This window comes from Bacillus sp. AFS053548 (assembly GCF_002575105.1).
In the GTDB taxonomy this organism is placed as follows: Bacteria; Bacillota; Bacilli; order Bacillales; family Bacillaceae_G; genus Gottfriedia.
In genome coordinates this window covers 1-24,396 of record NZ_NUHI01000020.1, presented here as the reverse complement: position 1 = coordinate 24,396, position 24,396 = coordinate 1, and the positions used below count along the sequence as shown (strand labels likewise).

Annotated in this window: 28 protein-coding genes; 21 read left to right on the top strand and 7 right to left on the bottom strand. The window is 32.0% G+C overall.

The genetic code is table 11. The features are described 5' to 3' along the window. Positions 1–15: 15 nt before the first annotated feature. Both CN946_RS10340 and CN946_RS10335 read left to right on the top strand, forming a co-directional pair. Positions 16–435 carry an NfeD family protein gene (locus tag CN946_RS10340; protein ID WP_098861047.1) on the top strand — a complete coding sequence of 140 codons (420 nt, stop codon included), beginning with the start codon at positions 16–18 and terminating at the stop codon, positions 433–435. Positions 436–450: 15 nt separating this feature from the next. Further along, positions 451–1,416, top strand: coding sequence for an SPFH domain-containing protein (locus tag CN946_RS10335; protein ID WP_218012652.1), 966 nt, complete (start codon positions 451–453; stop codon positions 1,414–1,416). Between the two features lie 70 nt (positions 1,417–1,486). On the opposite strand, the gene CN946_RS10330 is transcribed toward CN946_RS10335, so the two are convergent. Further along, positions 1,487–2,554, bottom strand: a complete 1,068-nt coding sequence (locus CN946_RS10330) for an NAD(P)/FAD-dependent oxidoreductase (protein WP_098428641.1) — start codon at positions 2,552–2,554, stop codon at positions 1,487–1,489. A gap of 196 nt (positions 2,555–2,750) precedes the next feature. Between CN946_RS10330 and CN946_RS10325 the strand changes: the two genes are divergently transcribed. From CN946_RS10325 to CN946_RS23455, 3 genes are all read left to right on the top strand, one after another. Continuing rightward, positions 2,751–2,987, top strand: a complete 237-nt coding sequence (locus CN946_RS10325) for a YuzB family protein (protein ID WP_056468696.1) — start codon at positions 2,751–2,753, stop codon at positions 2,985–2,987. A 346-nt stretch (positions 2,988–3,333) separates the two neighbouring features. Continuing rightward, positions 3,334–4,200, top strand: a complete 867-nt coding sequence (dapF, locus tag CN946_RS10320) for a diaminopimelate epimerase (protein WP_176547288.1) — start codon at positions 3,334–3,336, stop codon at positions 4,198–4,200. Further along, positions 4,201–4,554, top strand: coding sequence for a HesB/IscA family protein (locus CN946_RS23455; RefSeq protein ID WP_176547287.1), 354 nt, complete (start codon positions 4,201–4,203; stop codon positions 4,552–4,554). A 301-nt stretch (positions 4,555–4,855) separates the two neighbouring features. Here CN946_RS23455 and CN946_RS10315 read toward each other — a convergent pair whose 3' ends face one another. Further along, complete coding sequence (locus tag CN946_RS10315) at positions 4,856–5,845, bottom strand: NAD(P)/FAD-dependent oxidoreductase (RefSeq protein ID WP_141546892.1); 990 nt, start codon at positions 5,843–5,845, stop codon at positions 4,856–4,858. Positions 5,846–6,214: 369 nt separating this feature from the next. Here CN946_RS10315 and CN946_RS10310 point away from each other — a divergent pair, with 369 nt between their 5' ends. The 7 genes from CN946_RS10310 (at position 6,215) to CN946_RS10280 (ending at position 11,145) form a co-directional block, all read left to right on the top strand. Further along, positions 6,215–7,432: an NAD(P)/FAD-dependent oxidoreductase gene (locus tag CN946_RS10310; RefSeq protein WP_141546891.1), complete on the top strand. Its 1,218-nt coding sequence runs from the start codon at positions 6,215–6,217 to the stop codon at positions 7,430–7,432. A gap of 180 nt (positions 7,433–7,612) precedes the next feature. After that, positions 7,613–8,092, top strand: coding sequence for an NUDIX hydrolase (locus CN946_RS10305; RefSeq protein ID WP_098861045.1), 480 nt, complete (start codon positions 7,613–7,615; stop codon positions 8,090–8,092). A gap of 94 nt (positions 8,093–8,186) precedes the next feature. Then, positions 8,187–8,504 (top strand): YuiB family protein, encoded by a 318-nt coding sequence (locus tag CN946_RS10300; RefSeq protein ID WP_098861100.1) that lies wholly within the window; start codon positions 8,187–8,189, stop codon positions 8,502–8,504. 91 nt (positions 8,505–8,595) lie between these two features. Next, positions 8,596–9,243: a 3D domain-containing protein gene (locus tag CN946_RS10295; protein ID WP_286133898.1), complete on the top strand. Its 648-nt coding sequence runs from the start codon at positions 8,596–8,598 to the stop codon at positions 9,241–9,243. Positions 9,244–9,246: 3 nt separating this feature from the next. Further along, a complete protein-coding gene (locus CN946_RS10290; protein WP_098861044.1) occupies positions 9,247–9,708 on the top strand; it encodes an SRPBCC family protein in 462 nt (153 codons plus the stop codon). Positions 9,709–9,920: 212 nt separating this feature from the next. Continuing rightward, positions 9,921–10,307 (top strand): PaaI family thioesterase, encoded by a 387-nt coding sequence (locus CN946_RS10285; RefSeq protein ID WP_286131624.1) that lies wholly within the window; start codon positions 9,921–9,923, stop codon positions 10,305–10,307. Between the two features lie 280 nt (positions 10,308–10,587). Next, a complete protein-coding gene (locus CN946_RS10280; protein ID WP_098861043.1) occupies positions 10,588–11,145 on the top strand; it encodes a DUF5366 family protein in 558 nt (185 codons plus the stop codon). Between the two features lie 51 nt (positions 11,146–11,196). On the opposite strand, the gene CN946_RS10275 is transcribed toward CN946_RS10280, so the two are convergent. Beyond that, complete coding sequence (locus CN946_RS10275) at positions 11,197–13,068, bottom strand: transglycosylase domain-containing protein (RefSeq protein WP_098861042.1); 1,872 nt, start codon at positions 13,066–13,068, stop codon at positions 11,197–11,199. Positions 13,069–13,309: 241 nt separating this feature from the next. Here CN946_RS10275 and kapD point away from each other — a divergent pair, with 241 nt between their 5' ends. The 6 genes from kapD (at position 13,310) to CN946_RS10245 (ending at position 18,357) form a co-directional block, all read left to right on the top strand. Continuing rightward, positions 13,310–13,930, top strand: a complete 621-nt coding sequence (gene kapD / locus CN946_RS10270) for a 3'-5' exonuclease KapD (RefSeq protein WP_098861041.1) — start codon at positions 13,310–13,312, stop codon at positions 13,928–13,930. Positions 13,931–14,090: 160 nt separating this feature from the next. Continuing rightward, complete coding sequence (locus tag CN946_RS10265; protein WP_069034802.1) at positions 14,091–14,273, top strand: hypothetical protein; 183 nt, start codon at positions 14,091–14,093, stop codon at positions 14,271–14,273. 173 nt (positions 14,274–14,446) lie between these two features. Then, positions 14,447–15,193, top strand: coding sequence for a FixH family protein (locus tag CN946_RS10260; protein WP_098861040.1), 747 nt, complete (start codon positions 14,447–14,449; stop codon positions 15,191–15,193). 110 nt (positions 15,194–15,303) lie between these two features. After that, positions 15,304–16,290 (top strand): YncE family protein, encoded by a 987-nt coding sequence (locus CN946_RS10255; RefSeq protein WP_098861039.1) that lies wholly within the window; start codon positions 15,304–15,306, stop codon positions 16,288–16,290. After that, positions 16,283–16,957 (top strand): response regulator transcription factor, encoded by a 675-nt coding sequence (locus tag CN946_RS10250; RefSeq protein WP_098861038.1) that lies wholly within the window; start codon positions 16,283–16,285, stop codon positions 16,955–16,957. The genes CN946_RS10255 and CN946_RS10250 overlap by 8 nt, the downstream gene beginning before the upstream one ends. Continuing rightward, entirely contained in the window at positions 16,954–18,357 is a 1,404-nt protein-coding gene (locus CN946_RS10245) for a sensor histidine kinase (RefSeq protein WP_098861037.1), read from the top strand. Before CN946_RS10250 ends, CN946_RS10245 begins: the two co-directional genes overlap by 4 nt. Positions 18,358–18,396: 39 nt before the next feature. Here the strand turns inward: CN946_RS10245 and CN946_RS10240 are convergent, their stop codons facing one another. Continuing rightward, positions 18,397–19,233 (bottom strand): alpha/beta fold hydrolase, encoded by an 837-nt coding sequence (locus tag CN946_RS10240; RefSeq protein ID WP_483295385.1) that lies wholly within the window; start codon positions 19,231–19,233, stop codon positions 18,397–18,399. Between the two features lie 321 nt (positions 19,234–19,554). Here CN946_RS10240 and CN946_RS10235 point away from each other — a divergent pair, with 321 nt between their 5' ends. Next, positions 19,555–19,941 (top strand): CvfD/Ygs/GSP13 family RNA-binding post-transcriptional regulator, encoded by a 387-nt coding sequence (locus tag CN946_RS10235; RefSeq protein ID WP_098861035.1) that lies wholly within the window; start codon positions 19,555–19,557, stop codon positions 19,939–19,941. A gap of 76 nt (positions 19,942–20,017) precedes the next feature. Here the strand turns inward: CN946_RS10235 and CN946_RS10230 are convergent, their stop codons facing one another. Continuing rightward, entirely contained in the window at positions 20,018–20,251 is a 234-nt protein-coding gene (locus CN946_RS10230) for a DUF378 domain-containing protein (RefSeq protein WP_056468643.1), read from the bottom strand. A gap of 202 nt (positions 20,252–20,453) precedes the next feature. Here CN946_RS10230 and CN946_RS10225 point away from each other — a divergent pair, with 202 nt between their 5' ends. After that, positions 20,454–21,806, top strand: coding sequence for a glucose-6-phosphate isomerase (locus CN946_RS10225; protein ID WP_069034797.1), 1,353 nt, complete (start codon positions 20,454–20,456; stop codon positions 21,804–21,806). Between the two features lie 119 nt (positions 21,807–21,925). Beyond that, positions 21,926–22,330 carry a YugN family protein gene (locus CN946_RS10220; protein ID WP_069034796.1) on the top strand — a complete coding sequence of 135 codons (405 nt, stop codon included), beginning with the start codon at positions 21,926–21,928 and terminating at the stop codon, positions 22,328–22,330. Positions 22,331–22,377: 47 nt separating this feature from the next. Here the strand turns inward: CN946_RS10220 and CN946_RS10215 are convergent, their stop codons facing one another. Continuing rightward, positions 22,378–23,370: a potassium channel family protein gene (locus tag CN946_RS10215; protein WP_098861034.1), complete on the bottom strand. Its 993-nt coding sequence runs from the start codon at positions 23,368–23,370 to the stop codon at positions 22,378–22,380. Between the two features lie 63 nt (positions 23,371–23,433). Continuing rightward, positions 23,434–24,123, bottom strand: a complete 690-nt coding sequence (locus tag CN946_RS10210; protein WP_098861033.1) for an MgtC/SapB family protein — start codon at positions 24,121–24,123, stop codon at positions 23,434–23,436. Positions 24,124–24,396: the final 273 nt, after the last annotated feature.

The window sequence follows — 24,396 nt, the reverse complement described above, 5'->3', positions numbered from 1 at the left end:
GGGAGGAGGGGTGGAATGGTTGCGATCAGCTTATTTGTAATTGGAGTTTTATTAATTATTATCGAAATGTTTTCGTTAACCTTTGTATTCTTATGGATTGGTATTGCGAGCATTTTAGCATCAGTTGTAAATTATTTAACAGGATCAAACACCTTTACTTTTATCGTTTTTATAATTAGTGCATTAATTTTGTGGCTTAGTACAAAGAAATTTGCAAAAAGAATCCACCAGCATAAAACGATAGAAAATGGAGTGTATGCATTAGTTGGTAAAGAGGTCGTTGTAGCTTCTGTTGAAATAAATGATGATACAGTAGGAACGACTAAAGTTTATGGTGACGAATGGACAATCCGTTCTACTGAACCATTATTTTTAAATGAAAAGGTCATTGTAACAAAAATAGAAGGTGCAACTTTATACGTGAAAAATAACTAATTGAGGAGAAGTGCTATGTCTGATGTAAGTTCTATGGTTGGTCCAATTATTATTGGTATTATTGTTTTATTTGTTGTGTTACTTTTGTTATCAAGTATTCGTATTGTTAGACAATCTGAAGTATATCTAGTAGAGCGATTAGGGAAATTCCATCGTAAATTAGAGAGTGGAATCCACGTTGTAATGCCATTTGTTGAACGTGTAGCTAGTAAAAAAACATTGCGTGAGACTGTAGTAGATTTTCCACCACAATCAATGATTACAAAAGATAATGTTAGTATCCAAGTAGACTCAGTTGTCTTTTATCAAGTAACTGATGTTGTGCGTCATGAATACGAAATTGCTAATCCACTGTCTGCGATTTCCAATTTGACTGCTACTACTTTACGTAACTTAATAGGGGAATTAGATTTAGATGAAACTTTAACAAGTCGTGATACAGTTAATAATAAACTCCGTGCAATTCTTGACCAAGCAACTGATAAATGGGGAATGAAGGTTAATCGTGTAGAAATCCGAAATATTATTCCACCTGTTGATATTCAAAATGCGATGGAGAGACAAATGCAAGCAGAACGTACACGTCGTGAAAAAGTATTAAATGCACAAGGTGAAAAAGAATCAAAAATCCTGAAAGCAGAAGGAGAAAAGCAATCAAAAATTCTTGAAGCAGAAGGGGAACGTTTAAGCCAAGTTGAAAAAGCCCGAGGTGATAAAGATTCACAAGTTTTACGCGCTGAAGGGGAAGCGGAAGCAATCATTAAACTTGCTGAAGCGAAAGCTAGAGGGGAACAAGTTGTGTTAGATGTTTGGAGAAATGCAGCGCCAACTAAAGAAATGGTTCAATTGCGTTCAATGGAAGCTTTAGAAAAAGTAGCTTACGGTCACGCATCAAAACTTGTTATTCCGACAGACGCTACAAAGCTTTTAGGGATGGTTGAAAGTGTTAAAGAAGTTATTAAATCTGACAAAACAGAATAAAAAAAAGCCCCTTAACAATTAAGTTAAGGGGCTTTTTCATATAAGTATAACTAAAAAGATGATTTGTTAATCAACCATTGTGGTATTTATACATCCATAGGATTCCAGACTTAATTAATCTTGGAACTCGTCCGATAAGTGGGCGTTCATTGAATAGTCCAAAACCATGTTTTTTACCTAATGAGCCCATAATACCTTTTAATTTTATTTTAGGCATTTCTTCTGGAAGGTCTTCACCTTTCCATTTTTTTTGTAAAATCATAACGATTTGTTCTGCTTGAGCCTCCGCAAGCTGTGCGGAAGGTGCATATGGTAATGATGCACAATCTCCTACTACATAAACATGCTCATCGTTTGGCATGTGATGATATTTTGTTACAACGATTCTTCCTGTATTGTCTTTTTCTACGTCTAAATTGCGGACAACTTCAACTGGTTGAATTCCCGCTGTCCAAATAACAGCGTCACAATGAATTTCATCATCATGGTTAAATAGAGTATTTTTCTCAACTTTTGTAATGTTTGAATTGCTAACAATTTTTACATCGTGCTCAATAAACCAGTTTTGTACATAATAACTAAGTTTTTCTGGAAACATTGATAAAATTCGGCTTCCACGATCAAAAAGTAAAATTTGTAAATCGCTTCTACTTTCTCTTAGTTCACTAGCTACTTCTACACCACTTAAACCAGCACCTACAACACCGATTACTGAATTAGGAGGTAGACTGTTTACATTTTCATAAGCGTTTCTTGTTTTTTCAATTGTTTGAATACTATAAGTATGTTCCGGTGCACCAGGTACATTATGGTATTTATCCTCACAACCTAAACCGATAATTAAATCATCATAAGAAACTGATTTTCCATTGCTTAATTCTACTTTCTTGTTTGCCGTATCAATTGTAGTAATATCTCCATATACAACCTTTAATTTCTCATGAGTTGGTAATGGTATTCTAATGTGTTGCTCTGGAACCGTACCTGCAACTAATGCATAATACTCAGTTTTAAAGCAATGAAAAGAATTTCGATCAATCAATGTGATATGAACATCCTCAGGTAAATCAGATGTTAATAGACGTGACAAAGCACGAATATTTCCATATCCGGCACCTAGTAATACGAGGTTTTTCATAGTTGATGTTCCCCTTTTGTTTTATTAGCGTTGAATGAAAAAAATTTTCTATTTTTCGACAATTATATTATATATATTTTATGTTAAAATAACAACGCCTAACTCGGTAAAATAAAGCTCATTCCATTAATTCTCAAAAGGATTGACGTTTTAAAAAAAAAAGAGTAACTTTATGAGGAGCAAGGAGTGAAAAATAGTGAGACCATTAGTCGAATTTTGTATAAAAAACCTAGCTGACGGTGCACAAAAAGCTTTAGAACAGCTTGAACGTGATCCAAATCTAGACATACTAGAATATGGCTGCCTTGGATATTGTGGAAAATGTAGTCTATCACTTTTTGCACTAGTTGAAGGGGAAGTAGTTACTGGAGAAACCGCAACCGAGCTAGTAGATAATATTTATATTTTCTTAGAAGAAAATATGTTAATATAAGAAGCGCTGTTAATAATTAACAGTGCTTTTTTTATTTTTCGAGCTATTTCAACAATATTTTAGTCTTCCTCAAAACACGCTTTACATCCCTCGACATTCCCTAATTTAAACAATTTAATATTAGGGGGAAATTACTATTCTTTAGATTAATTACTTTAACCAATATTATTTTTATTACGTACACTATCCTTAATTATTTAGCAAATTTAATGCAAAAAAAAATGAGCATTCACCTAAGTGAAGCTCTTAAAATGTTTCTATATCGAGAAACGGGGGATGTTCTTATTGTGCTCAATTCATTTAAAATTTATACTTGAATTAATAAAAAAAGTAAGGAGTCATGGAAATGAATTCTTTTCGTTATACAAAAATGCATGGATTAGGAAATAACTATATTTATGTAAATATGTTTGAAGAAAATTTAAGAGAAGAAGAGCTTTCTAAACTTGCAGTTGAAGTTTCAAATATTAATACAGGTATTGGTAGTGATGGAATGATATTAATCTGTCCATCAGAAGTTTCAGATGTAAAAATGCGAGTATTTAATAATGATGGGTCAGAAGCTAAAAATTGTGGTAATGGTCTAAGATGTGTAGCTAAATATGCATACGAACATGGAATTGCAAATAATACTTCATTTAAGATTGAAACAATCAGTACTATTGTTGAAGCAACAGTACATGTTGAAAATAATATTGTTAATCAAGTAACAGTAAATATGGGGAAACCAATATTCCAAAGATCAAGAATCCCAATGATTGGTAATGATCAGGAATTTGCTAAGGACAGAATTTTATATGAAGAAAAAAACTATGAATTTTCAGCAGTTTCGATGGGAAATCCACATGCTGTTTTTGAAGTAAGTGATATAAAAAAGGCACCATTAACAACTTTAGGTCCAATTGTTGAAAAACATGATTTATTTCCGGAAAGCGTAAATGTTGAATTTATCGAATGTTTGCCTCATAATGAGATAAATTTCGTTGTATGGGAGCGAGGTTCTGGTGTAACTCAGGCCTGTGGAACAGGAGCTTGTGCTGCAGCAGTCGCTATGATACAAGAAGGTAAATATAAACGAGATGAACCGATAACTGTTCACCTGCAAGGTGGAGATTTACAAATTACTTGGTCTACTGATGGGGATGTATGGATGAAAGGCCCAGCAGTTACAATAACAGAAGGCATATACTATACTCAAAGAGGAGTGAAATAAATGATTACAGTTACTGAACAAGCAAGTTTAAAAATTAAAGAAATGATTGAAAACGAAGAAGATCTAAATACTTTTGTTCGCTTAGGAGTAAAAGGTGGAGGTTGCTCTGGACTTTCATATGGACTTGGTTTCGATCCACAAAAAAATGATGATGACACAGAATTAGAATATAATGGCATTAAGTTTTTAATTGATAATGAAAGTGCTCCTATTTTAAAAGGAGTTGTAATTGATTTCAAAGAGTCATTACTAGGCGGAGGATTTACAATCGATAATCCAAATGCAATCGCATCATGTGGATGTGGTTCAAGTTTTAGAACAGCTACGAATGCAGGTTCACCTGAAGAGTGCTAAATCAATTTTTTAGTACTTTGTCTACAAACTGATAGGATACTTTTGTATCCTATTTTTTCTATTAAACAAACTAGGCAAAATTCTTAATTGTTAATATTTTTACAAATTCAGGGTAAATTATTGAATCTTTTTTGAAGTTGTGTACTATTATATAGTGTAGATAAAAATTCGAATTGGTTTTTTATGAAGTTGGTTGTGAAATGATTCACGAATTATGATGTATATTGTTCAAAGTATCACAAGTAAGATTAAAAAAAGACTGCCTATTAAAAGACAGTTCTTATGATTAAAATCTTATATATTAGAACATTGAAGAACTATGACCTGGTTGTACTTTCGCAGTTGGATCAATATATGTTTTAGCATGGTTGATTGCTGTTGGTGCTTCGCCAAATCCAGAAGCAATTAGCTTAACTTTTCCATCATATGTACAAATATCGCCAGCTGCATAAATACCTGGAATATTTGTTTCCATGCGTGAGTTAACAACAATGTTATTCTTTTCAATGTTTAGGCCCCAGTTTTTAATTGGTCCTAAAGACGAAACAAAACCATAGTTAACAATTACATCATCAATTTCGATTTCAATACGCTCTTCAGTTTTTGCATTTTGAAGTACAACTTTTTCAATACGCTCTTTACCAACGATTCCAACAGGAACCCAAGGAGTTGTTACTTTTACTTTAGAGTTTATTAAGTTTTCAACACTATGCTCATGAGCTCTAAATTTATCACGACGGTGAACTAGTGTTACTTTTTCAGTGATTGGTTCAAGCATTAATGACCAGTCTACGGCAGAATCTCCGCCACCGAAAACAACAACTCGTTTACCAGCAAATTTATTCATATCATCTACAAAGTAATGTAAGTTTGTTTTTTCGAATTTTTCAGAACCATCGATTTCCAGTTTGCGTGGTTGGAATGCACCATTTCCCGCAGTGATGATAATAGCTTTTGTATAATGCTCAAAACCATCATTACAAACTAAATGGAATACTCCATCGTCACCTTTAGTAATTATTTGAACTGATTGCTCTAAACATACGGTAGGATTAAATTTTTTCATTTGCTCTTTTAAATTATTAACTAACTCTTGAGCGCGTACTTTTGGGAAGCCAGCTACATCATATATGTATTTTTCAGGGTAAAGTGCAGATAATTGACCACCAAGCTGTGGAAGGCTTTCTATGATTTTTACACTGGCTTGTCTCATTCCACCATAAAAAGCAGTGAATAAACCAACTGGGCCTCCACCAATAATCGTAATATCATATACTTTTTCGTTTTTCATAAACGTAAGTATCCCCCTCATGTATAAATGCATGTCATCTATAATAGAATAATATCATATTTTATACCGTTAAACTGAGGTGTGAATCAAAAAATAACCAATTTTGCTTAATATTTCGATAATTCTACCGATTAGATTTATGCTTGAAATCTTAAACAAAAAACTTTAATATTGTTATAGGCTAATTGTTAACATTTTGTGACAATTATTACGAAATATTTAGACAAATATCCCTATATAATCGTTTGCTCACTTATGTACTAATTTATAATGATTTAGATTGCTCACCATTGAGCTTAGTTATAAATTTAGAGATATTACAGCAAATTGTAGGTACTTAATATAATTTAAAAGGATGGTATGTATATCATGAATAAGCCTAAGATTGTAATCCTTGGAGCTGGGTACGGTGGAATTATTACTGCAACTCGACTTCAAAAAACATTATCAGCAAATGAAGCGGACATTACACTAGTAAATAAAAACAGCTACCACTACCAAGCAACATGGTTACATGAAAATGCAGCAGGTACATTACACCATGACCGTACACGTCTTGATATTAAAGACGTGATTAATCAAGATAAAATTAACTTTATTCAAGATACTGTTACTCAAATCAAACCTGAAGAGAAGAAAGTATTTCTTTCTAACGGCGAATTAGACTATGATTATTTAGTAGTTGGACTTGGTTTTGAGTCAGAAACTTTTGGAATTAAAGGCTTAAAAGAACATGCATTCTCAATTGCTAACATCAATGCTGCTCGTCAAATTCGTGAGCATATTGAGTACAGCTTCTCTAAATACTACAACACTCCAGTTGAAAAGCGCGAAGAGTTATTAACGATTATCGTTGGTGGTGCTGGATTTACTGGTATTGAATTTGTTGGTGAACTTGCAAACCGTGTGCCAGAATTATGTAAAGAATATGATATCGATCGTGATTTAGTTCGTATTATTTGCGTAGAGGCTGCACCAATGGTATTACCAGGTTTTGATCCTGAATTAGTTGACTATGCAGTTTCTCAATTAGAGAAAAAAGGTGTAGAATTCAAAATTGGTACAGCTATTAAAGAATGTACTGAAGAAGGAATTATCGTTGCTAAAGGTGATGTAGAAGAGAAAATCAACTCTGCAACAGTTGTTTGGGCTGCAGGTGTACGTGGAAATGCATTAGTAGAGCAATCTGGTTTTGAAGCTATGCGTGGACGTGTAAAAGTTACAAAAGATATGCGTGTTCCTGGAAATGACGATGTATTTATCGTTGGTGACTCTGCTTTATTAATTGACGAAGCAAGTAACCGTCCATACCCACCAACAGCACAAATTGCAATCCAACAAGGATTTAATGTTGCACACAACTTGGCAGTACTAGTTCGTGGAAAAGGTGAATTAGAAGAATTCACACCAGACATTAAGGGTACAGTATGTTCATTAGGACATGATGATGCAATTGGCGTAGTTTACGGTAAAAAATTAACTGGTTGGAAAGCTTCATTTATGAAGAAAGTAATCGATAACCGTTACTTATTCGTACTTGGTGGACCAATGTTAGTTCTTAAAAAAGGTAAATTAAACTTACTATAAGCATATTAGCTCGACTTAAGTCGGGCTTTTTCTTTGTACATTATTCAAGTGTGAATTGGCAGCAAGAAGTTGACGTAGTTTCCAATTTTTAGTATTAAGTATAAGTTCAACTACGTCTCTGTCTTCGCCTAAAGGCTCGCCAATCGGCGAGTTTTCTTTATCGAAAAGGTGGTCATAATGATGAGTAAAAGAAGCAGTGTATGGCTAGGAGTAGCAGGGTTAGTGAAAGACCCTGATGGAAGATGGTTAGTTGTAAAGAAAAAATATAGTGGCTTAAAAGGTTTATGGTCTTTACCAGCAGGTTTTGTAAAACAAGATGAAACTGTTGACCAAGCAGTTTTAAGAGAGATTAAAGAGGAAACAGGCGTAAATGCAACCTTAATCGGTTTAATAGGTGTTAGGACTGGCGTTATTCGTGAAGAAATTAGTGATAATATGTTGATTTTCTTATTACAGGCAGATGATACAACGATATCGATTCAAGAAGAAGAGTTATCAGATGCACGTTTTATTACTGAAGAAGAGCTACTAAAGGATCCTACATCTTCATTACTAATTAAATACTTAATTGAAAATCCTCCGAATAAACCAATGAATGTGGTTAAAGGTTTAAACCCAGGAGATCAATTCCAATATACAGCCTATCACTTCATTAAATAATTTTTCAATAATTTGAATATTTTTAAAATTGACGATAGGACAAGAAGGTTTTACACTGTATATAGAAAAAATGTGGGGTGTTTTTTATATGGTGATGAGTATTCCAGTTTTACTAATTTCAATTTTGTTATTTTTCGTTTTAGCTTTTGGAATCGGTTTCCTTGCAAATATGCTTTTTCGAACTACTTGGTTTATGGTAGTAATCTATCCACTATTAATCGTTATGATTGTGGACAAGATTAGTACGGTAAAATATTTTACGAATACTACTGCAGCTTTTGAGACATTAAAAACAAACTTTATGGCAGTAGGAACAGGTGATATTGTTATTTTAACAGCTGGTTTAGTAGGGGCAATTATGTCAGGAGTAGTAATCCTTTCATTAAGAAAAAATGGATATCAAATGTTCTAACTTCTAACTTTCTCATGTATGAGAAAGTTTTTTTTTATAATTTTTTTGTTTTAGGGAAAGATGAAAAGATGAAAAGGAGTGAAATGATTCATTGGGTATAAATAAAAAATTATTTAGACGTGTTATTTTATCTATTTTATTCATTATTGCTTTGTTTTCTTCTTTAAAAATCTTTGCAAATATTCAAGTCGGTACTATAAAAGGCTGGTTTAGTGATTCAATTGCAATAAATAAAGTATTTGCTGAAGAAAATAAAACAATCACAAATGAAAGCATAATGATTACGATGGCAAAAAACATTGAACATAATACGAATTGGAATAATTATAAAAAGGTAACAGTTACTGCAACTGGGTATACAGCTGGAAGAGAATCGACAGGAAAAAGTCCTAAAGACCATTCATATGGAATCACTTATTCAGGTGTCGAAGTAAAGAGGGATTTATTTTCAACCATTGCAGCCGACTTAAACGTATTTCCGATCGGAACGGTATTATTTATTCCTGGGTATGGATATGGAGTAGTAGCAGATAAAGGTGCTGCAGTAAAGGGACATCATTTGGATTTGTATTTTCAAACTGTTGGTGATGTATTTGAGCATTGGGGAAAGAAGAAATTGGCTGTTTATATAATAAAGCAAGGGTCAGGAAGATTTACTGAATCAGATCTTAAAGAATTGAATGAACAAAACTCGTTACAAGTATTTAGACAGCAATCAAAGAATCAAATTGGAGAATAGATTATGGAAAAAATAAATTATAGCTTAATCATTAATGCACCAATCGAAGCTGTTTTTGAAGTTGTTGATTCAGATGAGCATATAAAAAAGTGGATGGATGGTTTCATAGAGAATAAGTATGACGAAAATTTTAACAGAGAAAAACCAGTTGGTCATAAGTTTAAGCAAAAGTTAGAAGAAGACGGGGAAATTCGAGAATATGATGGTGAAATCATTTCTTATAGCCCGCCAAAAGAATTAGGTATTCGATTAAAGCATACTAATTTTACAGCCGATGCAGTCTATCACTTTTTTTCTGTTGAATCAAATCAAACCCGATTAGATTATGAATGTAGCTTGGAAATGTCTTCAGTAGTAGCAATAATGACAGGCTTCATATTCAGTTGGTTCACAAAACGAATTGTAGTAAAACAAATGAGTAGTTTAAAAGAATATGCAGAAAAGCGATTTGATGGTGTACTATAAAAACATGCCCCTTGCATTAATAGCAAGGGGTTTAAAACGTTAATCGGATATTTATTTTGAATAAAAGGAAAATCTTTTCATTATCTCGAATTTAAAATAAGTAAAATTTTATAATAAAATAAAATGTATTAAACATAATCTTTTGTTCAAACGAGTATGACGAAAACAGAGATGTTTAAGTAAGTAAGCTTTAATAGAGAGGTGGAGGAGTAATGGAAGAGAAAATGACATTAATGCATGCTTTAGGCATGACGATAGAGTCTGTTGAAGAAGGCAAAGTAGTGATGAAAATGGAGGTAACGGAAAAAGTACATCAACCGTTTGGTTATTTACACGGTGGTGCTTCAGTTGCCTTAGCTGAAACAGTTGCGAGTGTAGGAACGTTTTCGATGATTGATCAAGAGAATCAACTTGCTTTTGGCCTTGAAATAAACGCAAATCATATACGTTCTGTTCGTGACGGTGTCGTAACAGCAATCGGAACTGCAGTACATACTGGAAAAACGACAATGGTTTGGGATATAAAAATTTACTCCGAGGATGAGCAGTTAGTTTGTATCTCGAGATGTACAGTTGCAATTAAAGATAAACGAAATTAACATAAAGAACTGCTAAATTATAAATGTAATTTAGCAGTTTTTTTTATGACTAAGGATATCAAACTAATAACACTTGTTAAACGAATCAGTCAGGTTTTTAAATATTAAAATGTAATTTAAAATGATTATTTCTAAAAAGAAAAAATAGAAACTCATCAATTTTATCTTAAACTTATGGTAAAATAATTAAGTTGTGAATATAAAATTTCGAAGATAAGTGAGACATCCTCTATTTAAGGAATTAGAAATTTCTTGAGATAGAGAAGAAAGGAGACATTCGATGAAAAATATATATTTCACAGGCTTTAATGCACTTTTATCAATAATTATGTTTACGGTCGCCATTACATTAAACTTCTTTCAAATGACTATAAACTTTTTATCAGTATCTGGTATTCTACAACCACTTACAGATCTACTTCCAGAGAAGGAAATTAGAATCCTTACATTTCTAGGTATAGCATTTCTTTTCTATTTAGTTTTGAGTGGATTCAAATTAATTTCTGATATGATCTGGCAATTTGCGCTACTACTATTCTCAAAGGACAATGAAGGAGTAGACTTATTAGCAACCAAGAAATATTCTTTTGTCTTTTTAATAGGTGGATTAATTGCTATCTTTTTAAATAAATCTTTAGTGTATATTGCTATTATTTTAGTAGTATCAGTAATTGCATTTTATATTTTATTTTTAATAAAGCAAAGATCTAACTATACAATTGTAGGTGTCATTGGTTTTATTATGATCCAATTAATTATTTGGGGATTAGTAGGAAGCGGAGTTGTATATGGCGCTTTTACAGTTCTAGCTAAATTTAAAACTTCAATGCCATTTTAAAAAAAGTAGCACTTTTGATTATCTCAAAAGTGCTACTTTTTTGTTTATAGATTAATATAATTGGCCATTCACAACGATATTTTGCCATATGCGCTGAGTAGGTGGATAAGAATAGTTTTTTGCAATTGGAATTCTTTGCTTATCATTACCAATCCACGTACCAATTGTATAATTTGAAGTTAATCCCATGAACCATAGATTCGTATTATCGTTAGTTGTACCTGTTTTACCGCCAATATAGTTTAACGGCATATAGATATGTTTAGCAGTACCATCTTTTACTACAGAGTTTAACATGCTTCTCATAGTTTCGTTCGTTGATGGATTGTAAACACGAATTGCTTTAGGTTCATTATCGTATAATACGGTACCATCTCGTAATGTGATTTTTTTAATAGCGGTATTTTCATAGAATACTCCATTGTTACCAAATGTAGAGTATGCATCTGTCATTTCTAATGGTGACATACCGACATTGAAGCCACCAAGAGCACGACCTAGCTCTATACGGTCTTCATTTGTAATCGTTCTAAACCCAAACTTATCTAAGTATGAATAACCTATACGTGGTGTAAGTTGCTCATATAATCGAACTGCAGCTGTATTATATGAGTTCTGCATAGCAGTACGTATAGTTACATCCCCGTATTCTTTTTTACTATCATTTTTAGGACAATACGTGCCTTTACAGTAGTTATCTGCATTTACTTTTGAATCCGGTGTAGCACCAAAGGTTTCGATATATGGTGCATAAACTAGTAATGGTTTAATTGTTGAACCTGGCTGTCTATATGATTGGAATGCTCGATTTAGATTGTGAGGTTCATAGTTTCTTCCACCAGAAATTGCAATAATTTCATGTGTATCATTTTTTACTACAACTGCTGCGCCCTGTGTATTTGTTGAGAGTGTTCCTCGATTAACTGCGTTGACTGTCACTTGTTGTACCGATGGATTTAAGCTTGTATAGACTTTTAAGCCCTGATTTTGTAAATATAATGCTCTCTCTTGGACAGTTTTTAACTTTTTTAATTCACTTTGTTGAGCTACTGATAGCTTGCTAGTATTAAATTTTCCTTTTTTACCAGCTAAAATACTCTTCAGCTCAGAATCTACGTAAGAATAGTAATCAGGATATTCCTGTGTTTTACTATCTTTCTTTAGCGTAATTTTTTCTTTCATGGCAGTAGTATACTGTTGTTCAGTGATTTTTCCCTGATCTCTAAGTATACCTAAAATTCTTTCTTGACGCTTTTTAGCGTTATTAAAGTTTTTCAAAGGATCATATAAAGTTGGGTTATTTGGAATTGTACATACGAAAGCTGTTTGTGCAATACTCAAATCTTTTATCGATTTGCTAAAATATGCTTTACTTGCAGCTTCAATTCCATAGTTTCGATTTGCAAAATAAATTGTATTAATGTACATTTCTAAAATTTCATCTTTAGAATATTGCTTTTCAAGTTGTAAAGAGATTTGAATCTCCTTTATTTTGCGTTCGACTGTACGTGCTTGAGTTAAATATAAGTTTCTTGCAAGTTGCTGTGTAATTGTACTAGCTCCCTGTTCTATTCCACTATTCGAAACATTCACCATAAATGCCCTAGCAACTCCAAATAAATCAATACCCTTATGGGAATAAAAATATCGATCTTCGGTAGAAATAAAGATATCTTTTACTAGTTGCGGAATTTCACCGCTTTTTAAATTAATTCTATTATCACCAGAAGCAGGAATGTAAAAAGGATTATTATTTCGATCATAAAAAACACTGTTCTGTGATAAAGAAACAACAGGCAGTTCTTCTACCTTCTTTTTGGGAATATGTTTTGAAGTCTCATACGCCATCATAGCTTGCTGAGATGTGAAATAAAAGACAAGAAAGCTTATTATAATAATAATAAATCCAATAATTTTTTTCATAATAGCCCTCTATATACTTTCTATTTTTTAATTCGTTTAAAGAATTAATTAAACGAACGATATTATTTTAACACGATTTTTCATCTTGATGGGTATCTTATGTTATTTTTTACACAAATTGGTTGTATTAATAAAATAAGGAATAAAGTTGAAAATAGTAAATTTGTCTTACTTGAATATTCGTTAATCATATAAGACAATAAGTAAAAATCAGAAAATTTATTTTTCTGGAGGTGAGGAAATGAAAGAGCAGTTCCTGTTTATTGATTTTGAGTTTACAATGCCCGATGGAAAATCAAAAGGAATTAAATTTTTTCCGGAAATCATTGAAGTTGGTTTTGTAAGTGTCATTAATGATGAGATTAATCAAACATATTCTTCATTTGTTAAACCGCTGCAATTTCCAACGTTATCCTCAAGATGCAAAAGGTTTCTAAATATTTCTCAAGAAAATGTCGATCATGGAATACAATTAAATGAACTTGGAGAAATATTAAATGAAGCGACAAAAAACTATAGAACCACGGTAATTACTTGGGGCAATATGGATATGAGAGTATTAAAACATAATTGCGAGGCTGCGAATTTATCATTCCCAATTCATGGGGAAGTAAGAGACTTATGTCTTGAGTATAAAACCTTCTTCGGTAACCAAAATCAAACTGGCCTTTGGAACGCAATGAAAGAGTATGGAAAAGATGGAACTGGAAATCACCACAAAGCACTAGACGATGCATTAACAACATATCATATTTATAAATTAGTAGAAAAAGATAAGCAATACATGAAAAAACCTGCACCGGCGACTTTAGGAGACTTAATTGATTTTTCATTACTAAAGAAAAGAATATCTTCATATTAAAAACCAATTGATTTTAAATCAGTTGGTTTTTATTTTGTTGAAAAACAACCTTGTCAATTAAATTATTTAATTATCAGTGAAGAATCTTTTGAACAATACCTCATTTTACTTTGATTATTATAGGATACTTTGTATAATTGGCAGTGGGAGTGATGGGACTATGATGGAGTTTTTATATTTTCCTGAAGATAAAACAGAGTATATACCTGCCGTTATTTCATTAATTATTTTTATGATCGGTGCATTTATTACTTTTTATTTAATTAAAAAGGCATCGCTGAAAGAAGAAAAGCGTATAACAGAATTAATGGAATCGAAAGAAAAAAAATCATTACGTGAATAAAATAATTCAAAATGGGGACTTACTAAGGAAGGTCTCTTTTTTTTTGAATTACATCACATTTTTATCACATTTTTGTGATAGATTTATTTTTGTGAATTTATTAGCTACATAGACTAACTCAAATCAGATTGACAAAGCGCGTTTAATACATAACTTCTTAGGAGGTAATACATATGAAAAAATTATTAAGTCTATTAATTGTAAGCATTGTGATTACTGCAGGATGTTCTAATGAGAAGAAGAAGGAACCAGTAGTCGAAAAACCAGTTGATGTAAATATACTTCTGCCGACATCCGATATTAATTTAAATAAAGAAATTACAATACGTGCTGAAGTTAGTCAAAATAATAAAGTTGTTTCTGACGCTGATGAAGTTCAATTTGAAATTGGTAAAAATGGTGAAGATAGTATTGCCATGCTTGATGCAAAAAATGGTGCAGATGGTATTTATTCAGCTACATACAAATTTACTGATCCAGGAGATTACTATGTAATTGCCCATGTTACTGCTAGGGATCAACATTCAATGCCTAAAAAGGATTTTAAAGTTCAAACTACTACCTCAACTAGTAATAGTAATGGTGAAAAGAGTGAGCATGAAACTCACAGTGGAGATGATCATCATGGCGATGTAATGATTCATTTAATGGGCACTGAAAATATTGATGCAAATAAAGAAAATCTCTTTACGATTCATCTTATGACGAATGATGGAAAACCGCTTGAAAAAGCGAACGTGCGAATTGAAACATGGAAAGATGAGCAAGGAAAGCATGGCTATACTGATGCAAAAGAAGTTGCACCAGGTGAATATGAAGTTAATTATACCTTTAAAGAAAAAGGAACAAATACAGTAAAGGTTCATGTTGAAAAAGAGGAACTACATGACCATACTGAAAAAGAGGTTACAGTAAATTAAATAATAACGAAGGCTATCCTATCTTTGATGAATAGAAGGATAGCCTCTTTTATATAAAAGCTTGAAGTCAATAGCTATTGACTGATATCGCTTTTATGGGGGTGAATATTTTGAGAAAGATTTTGATCTTCAGCACGATTTTACTTTTCTTATTTTGTACAGGCTGTGTGTCAAATAATATGTCACATATTAAGGATACGGAGAATGTCCTAATTTCAGTAAATAAAAAAGTGGGAAGCTTAACGTTCCTAAATTTAGATGAATTACAAAAAGTAACAGATTGGAATTTAAATAGATATATAAGTGGAGCAGTATTATTACAAAATGGAGAAGATATTGCCGTATATCATCCAACAAATCCAAAAATAGATATATATCATCTTTCAACAGGGGAACATGTCGATAGTTGGAATGCTGGTACTGGTATTACTAATATAATTTCTTTAAAAAGTAATCAGGTGATTGCTGTAACGAATGGAAAGAAGAATAACATTACATTTTTTAATCGTAAGGGTAAGGTTCTTAAAAAAATTAAAATAGGTAGAAATCCAATTTCGATGGTTGAAGATACGATTCATCATAAATTATATGTTAGCTTGTTTAACGAGAGAAAAGTGATTGGTATTAACTTGGATCGCTTTAAAATTGAACAAACGATTGAAGTGCCGTACACATCGGTAGGCTTAATTTTAAACAGAGATTCATCTGAACTATTTGTTGGGGGACACGGAAATGGTGAAGTGGAAAATGAGGACGTAAAAGTATATTCAACTATTACTGGTAAGCAACAAAAGTCTCTTCATACGCCATTAATGCCTATTTCGTTTTTTCAAAATGAAGATGGATTGTTTACGATCGCCCATGGAACAAATCAAATTTATAAGCTAAATCCGAATGTAGTTAATCAGACTAAGTTTACTGAAGTTGGATCGAATCCATATACGGCTATTGGTTTTAAACATGCTGCGTATGCAGCTAGCTACGATTTAAACAAGGTGTACCAAATAAATACGACAACGATGAAAATTGAAAAAGAAGTTGCAGTAGGAAGAGGACCTTTTCAATTATTGTTAAGAGAGGGCAATCGTCATGATTGAAAGAAAGATATTAATTGTTGATGATGAACAAGAAATTTGCCAATTGGTTGGAATGTATTTAGAAAATAGTGGATATAGTTGGGACGAAGCAAACAATGGTGAGAGCGCATTATCAAAAATAAGTCAATCAAACTATGATTTATTAATTTTAGATATTATGATGCCGATAATGGATGGATGGACCCTTTGTAAAAAGATTAGAGAAACATCAAATATACCTGTGATTTTTTTAACAGCAAAAGGTGAAGAGTGGGATAAGGTAAATGGATTAAAAATGGGAGCGGATGATTATATCGTAAAACCATTTAGTCCTGGAGAATTAATTGCAAGAGTAGATGCGGTTTTAAGAAGAACGAAAAATTCAGATGCTTCCGTTTTACAGATTGGACAAATCAAAATAAATGAAAAGTCTAGGAATGCTTTTGTATCGGACAAACCTTTATCACTTACTTTAAAAGAATATGATTTGCTTCTCTTCTTTTGTAAGCACCAAGACCACGTTTTTAGCCGCGAACAAATTTTAGAAAGGGTTTGGGGTTTCGATTATTTTGGTACAGCTAGAACAGTTGATACACATATAAAAACATTAAGAATTAAATTAGGACAGGATGCAGATTATATTTCTACGGTTTGGGGTGTAGGGTATAAATTTGGGATAAACGGATGAGGAAATTACTCAATTCGTTATCGTTTTTACAAAAACTTTGGTTAACGATTTGTTTAATCGTAATCTGTACAACAATCTTTTTCTTTTTAATGTTTCAGTTTGCATATAAGCAATTATATGTTTCATATGTTCGTTCCACTTTAATCCAAGAAGGTACAAGTTTAGTAAAACATTATCATAAAACGAATAATGTTAATGACTTTTCAGAATTTGTTTCAAAATTTGATGCTGTTTCAAATGCTAATGTTTTATTTATTAGTAATCCAAGAGATTTAAGTGCATGTATCCCCTATAATGTAAGCCACGAATCTTTCATTACTGAAGATGATCGTGAAACTTTATTAAAAGGAAAAGTGATTACTAAGACAGGATTTGAAAAAAGATTTAAGCATCAAATAATCGGTGTCGTTGTTCCTGTTGTAAAAAAAGAAAAACTTGAAGGGATTATATATTTACACTTACCTTTAAGGAGTGTTACTGAATTAATCCAACAATCAAAATGGATCTTTACGATTAGTACATTGTTATTTGCTTTCATTATTCTTTTAATTGGCAGAAGTATAATAAAACAAATAATTAAGCCATTATCAAGAATGGAGCAAATATCTTATAAAATGGCAAATGGTGATTACACCGAACGTATACACTACAATAGTGGGGATGAAATAGGGAAACTAGCTACTGCGTTTAACTCAATGTCTGATTCTTTACAAAAAGAGGATGAAAATAGAAAAGAGTTTTTAGCCAATGTTTCTCATGAATTAAGAACACCGTTAAGTTATGTTAAAGGATATAGTGAAGCAATTTTAGATGGTGTAATAAAACAAGAACAACAACTAAAATATGTTGGTATCATTCAAAAAGAGGCAAGTCGGATGCAAAGATTAGTTAGAGATTTACTTGACTTGGCCACATTAGATGGTGAGCAATTTCCACTTAGTCAAGAACCTAACGTAATTGCTCAGCTAATTGAAGATACAATCGAAACATATTCTCAAATCCTCATTAAACGTAATATTAAAATACAAAAGAATTTAGACGAGACGATTATCGCAAATGTTGACCCAGATCGTTTTCAACAGGTAATCCACAATTTACTTGATAACTCAATTCGTTACACACCTACAGGTAAAACAATTTATATGACACTATTTCAAGATAAACAAGTCACGTTGGAAATTTTAGACGAAGGAAAAGGGATTCCGTCTGAAGAGATTCCACATTTAGGAGAAAGATTTTATCGAGTCGATAAAGCAAGATCTAGAAACGAAGGTGGAACCGGATTAGGACTTGCTATCGTAAAGCATATTATTGACCAACACAATGGTAAGATAAAATTTATGAATATAGATGGTAAAGGTTTGAAGGTTATTATTACTTTGCCGATATTTGAATTATAAAAAATGTGAAAAAGAGTCCAGGTTTGAGGACTCTTTTTCCTATACAAAATTTGATATACGTTCATAAATATGTTCAGGAATTTCTTCAGGAATTAAGTGTCCAGCTTCTGGATAAGTATATAAAGTTGAGTACCTTAAATCGCGATGCAATCTTTCGCCTACTTCTAATGGAACAACTTTATCATTTTCACCCCAAATTAATAGAATAGGTACAGATATATTTTGTAAATCTTCAGGACTTAAATCCCCTTCTCGATCACGAATCATCTTTGTCAATGCTCTAAAAATTTCATCTTGCAAAAAAGGTTCCTTGTATCCATTTATCATTTCATCATCAATTAACTTCTGATCATGAACAACTGAAATTAGTGAGTTCATAATACCTTGTTTAGCTAAATGCCTTTTAATATATAGATAGAAAAAAGGAAAATAAGATGAAATAATTAAATGTGGATTTGCCCTTCCTAAATAACCAGAACTACATAATAAAATCACTTTTTTAACAAGCTCCGGTTCTTTTTTTGTGACATATAAAGCAATTTGCCCACCCATAGAATGTCCGACTAAATAAATGTTTTGTAAATTTAAATGATTTACAAGAGAGATAACGACATTCGCAAAGTTATCATACGAATATTTAAAATTTAAATGTTTTCCACTTTTACCAAACGGGGGTAGGTCAATTACGACAACAACATGATCTTTTGAGATAAAAGGGATTAGTCTTCGGAAACTGAAGCAAGATGATAAAAAACCGTGAATTAATACAAATACTTTTGAATCTTGCTTATTGCTATTATGGTATCCGTAAAGTTCATAATAAACATCAAGTCCAGAAACCTTATATGTTGACTGCATTGTTCCAGAATGATTCATCATCCAAACTCTCCTTTAAGTTTTTGGATTATTATGTCCAAACGGAAGGAATACATTCTTTATCTAAGTAATGCTCTGTATGTCACCATATGATATGCAAATCGCTAAAATACTTTTAAATTATAAGTTTTTCGTCAATTCTAATAGAGACAAGTATTTATTTAAAATAATTGAAATAGCCCAACCTTTAAAGTGACTATAATAAGTAAAGGGATTTTAGAAAAGAAGTGCCATTTATGAGTAGTAAGCAAACTTTAAAAGTTGGTCTGTGTGTGCTAAAATTTAGTTAGTGGAATTGAACGAAAATTAGGAGTGTTTTGAATGGCACAAAACTACAATATTGGAAAAGTTTACACTGGTAAAGTAACAGGGATTCAAACGTATGGTGCCTTTATTTCACTTGATCACCAAACACAAGGACTAGTACATATTTCCGAAATTATTAATGGATATGTTCGCGATATTCGAGACTATATTTCTGTTGGGCAATTAGTAAATGTACGTGTGCTGTCTATTGATGAGATGACAGGAAAAATAAGTTTGTCTTTAAAAGGAGCAAGTATCGATCAAGGATTTAATGGTGACGAGAGCTTAAAACATGCAGCTAGACTATTAAGAGAGCTAAAACCAGATGGATTTAGCACCCTGCATAAAAAATTAAATGAATGGCTTCGCGTTGAGATGAAGAAAGAAAATATGACGAATTAAAAAGGAAGGGGATTTACCCTTCCTTTTTAATTCTTAGAAAAGTATAGATACAAAAGAGACTAAATTCGTCTGCAATCTATCTTACTTCATTTGTTTCAGGATGTGTTCCTAGCTCTTCTGAAGGTTTAAACAATAAGCCAAGGTTAATTAATCCTGAAATACCAACGATACCATAAATAATTCGAGCAAAAGCAGAATCTGCACCACCAAAAATTGCTGCAACTAAATCAAATTGAAAAAATCCAATTAAACCCCAGTTTATAGCCCCAATAATTGTAAAAATAAGTGCAATACGTTGTAATGTACTCATATAGGTTAACCTCCTTTTTATGACCTTCTAACATAGCTTTCCTCATTTATTTTTGTTTATGTACTTAAAAATAATAATAAGAAGAAATATCTTTTGATTTTTTGTTAATTTTTTCACATAAATATAATTGCATTTACTTGCTTTCAATTATTTAATTAGGTACATTGTAAAGGTATTACAACTATTTAAGGAGGTTTGATGTATGACTTCTCATATTAAATTTGACTATTCAAAAGCAAAAATGTTTTTTCAGGATCATGAAATATCATATTTAAGGGATGCAGTGAAATTATTTCACCATACAATTCATGAAAAAACAGGTGCAGGTAGCGACTTTCTAGGATGGGTAGAGTTACCTAATGACTATGACAAGGAAGAATTTTCTCGAATTCAAAAAGCAGCAGAGAAAATTAAATCAGATTCAGACGTTCTTTTAGTAATTGGTATCGGTGGATCTTATTTAGGTGCACGCGCTGCAATTGAAATGTTACAACACTCATTTTTTAATATTGCTTCTAAAGAAGAAAGAAAAGCACCTCAAGTTTTCTTCGTAGGAAATAATATTAGTTCTACATATATGCACGATTTAACTCAAGTTTTAAAGGATAAAGATTTTTCAATTAATGTTATCTCAAAATCTGGGACAACTACTGAACCAGCTATTGCATTTCGTATTTTTAGAAAGTTGTTAGAGGAAAAATATGGTGCTGAAGAAGCTAAACATCGTATTTACGCTACAACTGATAAAGCACGTGGGGCATTAAAAACTGTTGCTGATGAAAAGGGATATGAAACATTTGTTATTCCTGACGATGTAGGTGGACGTTATTCAGTATTAACGGCAGTAGGTTTATTACCGATTGCTGCAGCGGGTATTGATATTGAACAAATGATGAAGGGTGCACAAGATGCATATAAAGAATACAACTCTTCAGAATTAGAAGATAATCAAGCTTATCAATATGCAGTTGTTCGAAATGTTTTATATAACAAAGGTAAAACAATAGAAATGCTTGTTAACTACGAACCATCACTACAATATTTTGGAGAATGGTGGAAGCAATTATTTGGAGAGAGTGAAGGGAAAGACCAAAAAGGTATCTACCCATCTTCAGCAAACTTCTCAACGGATTTACATTCTCTTGGACAATATGTTCAAGAAGGTCGACGTGACTTATTTGAAACAGTTTTATCTGTTGAAAATCCTCGCCATGAATTAACAATTGAACTTGAGGATAACGACTCTGACGGATTAAATTATCTTGCTGGTAAAACTGTAGATTTTGTTAATAAAAAAGCTTTTGAAGGTACGATCTTAGCTCATGCTGACGGTGGAGTACCAAATCTAATTGTTTCATTACCAAAATTAGATGAGTATACTTTCGGTTATACAGTATACTTTTTTGAATTAGCTTGTGCGATGAGCGGATATTTACTTGGAGTAAATCCGTTTGATCAACCAGGTGTTGAAGCATACAAGAAAAACATGTTTGCATTATTAGGGAAACCAGGATTTGAAGAACTAAAAATGCAATTAGAAGAACGCTTAAAATAATATTAAGAAAAAAGACCGTTGTTAAATTGACTTTAACAACGGTTTTTTTATTGAAATTAAAATTAATATTCATGTTTTTACTTAATAAGAAAATACTATTGAAAAAGGAGGAGAAAAGCATGTATCCTTTAAAATCAAAATTAGAGAATGCAATATTTCCGCTTAATGACATTGAGGGGAAATTAAAAAATCATGGATTTGTAATTGGAGCAAACTGGGAATATGATCATGGTAGTTTTGATTTATTAATGCAGGATGATGACGGGTATCAATATTTAAGATTACCCTTTAATGTTACTTCAGGTTCGTTAGATATGAATGGGGCGGTTATACAATTTGAAACTCCCTTTTTATTAACTCATATTTATAATGAAGGGCTAGATGATAATGTTGGTTTAGAGGGAAATTTAACTGGATCTTTAAACCAGTTCCAAGAACCAATTGAAAAAGATGGAAAAGTTCCTAGAAAATATCAAATAAAAGGGTTTGAAATTCTTAAGAGAATTGAGGATGAACTTTTATAAAAAAAAGAGCCAAACCTTTTGGAATGGCTCTTTTTTGATAACGATTGTTAAGTAAGTAAGATAAGGAAATCATCTTTTGCAATCTTAGTACTTTTATCGGGTCTGATGATGGTTTGCTTATTACGAATGATTCCAATAATCATTTTATCGTTGTTTAATTCTTCAACTACAATATCGAAATAAAATTTTCCGATCATTTTTTGTTCAACTTCCAATATTTTTACTGTAAAGTTTTCTAATTGATTTGTTAACTTAAGCACAACATCTGAATATCCTCTATGCATAATCGAACCTGACATTACAAAGGAAGTTAACAAATGAGCTTCAATTATTTCATTGGCACCAGCACGTTTTGCGTTAATTACTTGATTTTTGGTTAAGATTTCTGCAATACAGTTAATTGATTGGTTAAGTCCTTTAGTAGCGATGATTGTTAATATTGTTTGCATATCGGCATCTTGCTCATTTTTATTTTGATCAGCTGTAATTAAGATTGTATTGGCAAATTTTATATTTGCTTTTTCTAAAACTGAGTCATTAGAGGCAGAGCCTTTTACAAAGTGCACCTTTTCTAAATCAGGAGGTAATAACTCTAAACTTTCATCAATTAATACAATATAGAACTGGTTTGAAGATGCACGTAGTTGTTTAATAACATTTTTAACTCGTTCATTCCAACCTACTATTATAATATGGTTCTTTTTCGTAAATGTAAGTGCACCTCTAAAATCCGCGTCCTGGTTCCTAAATGTTTGTGCTGTGAATGAAATCATATAATAAGAACCAAATCCAGTACCAAGTAAAATTAATATAACTGCAAAGAAACGTCCAACTGGAGATAGAGGTACGTAATCACCGTAACCTACTGTAAATGTAGTTACTATTGACCACCACATACCGTCCCAAACAGTTGGAAAAGTAAATGGCTCAGCGAAATGGATGATTGATCCGAAAATAGCAATCATCGATAATAAAATTAAAGTAATTTTGAATAGTGTATAGGATTTAAAATAGATAGGTTGGTTACGAAATACTTTCAAGCTTATACCTCCATCGCAATTTCGTAACACTTATTTTTACCAATAAGCAATAACTTATCACTACTATATACTTTCTATTTCAATTCCACGGATGTTTTCTATTTGTTCAATATCATAATAAATTTCTGTCGTTCTTCGTTTATTAAAAACCAATAATTTCATTTGGACATAATGTTCATCATTATTTAATCCTTTTATTTTAATGTTTTTAACTGTAATATCATGAGCGGTAATTTGATCAATGACAATATTTATATTTTCACTTCCTATTACTGTTAGCTTTAAACTTATATCTCTTTCTTTTAATCTTTTAGGACCAAGCTTGTTAATTAAGTAAGGAATTAATTCTACACTTATTATTAATAACCCTACGCCTGCAAAAGCCTCGACGTAAAAGCCAGCCCCAACAATTATTCCGATACCCGATGCGCCCCAAATCATAGCAGCTGTTGTTAACCCAGCTATTGTATCATTGCCTCTTCGGAGAATTACACCAGCTCCAACGAAACCGATTCCTGATACTATTTGAGCAGGTAAACGTAATGGGTCCATGGTTATATTTAAATAATCACTTCCATGAAATGAAAAGGCAGAACTAATAGAAACAATTGTTAATAGACAACTCATTATTGATATAACAAGGCATGTCTTTAATCCAAGAGGTTTTCTCTTTAACTCTCTTTCTAAACCGATAACGGAACCTAACATTGCTGATACTAGTAATTTTATGAGGATATCTGGTTGTAGATCCATTTTCTAAACCCCTTTTCTATATAGTTTATGGCTAATTCGACATTGCGTATTACACTTCCTCCGTACTATATATAAATTTTTTTATCATTTATAAAAAAAATAAAAAAAAGGGCTTGTCATAATCTAAATGGGATGTTATATTTATATACGTCGCCAAGATGGTTCGACAAAAAACGAAATAAAGTAATAAAAAATAAAAAAAATGTTGACTCGCTGTTAAAGAGATGTTAACATGAAAAAGTCGCAAATGACGCGACAAAGTGAACTTTGAAA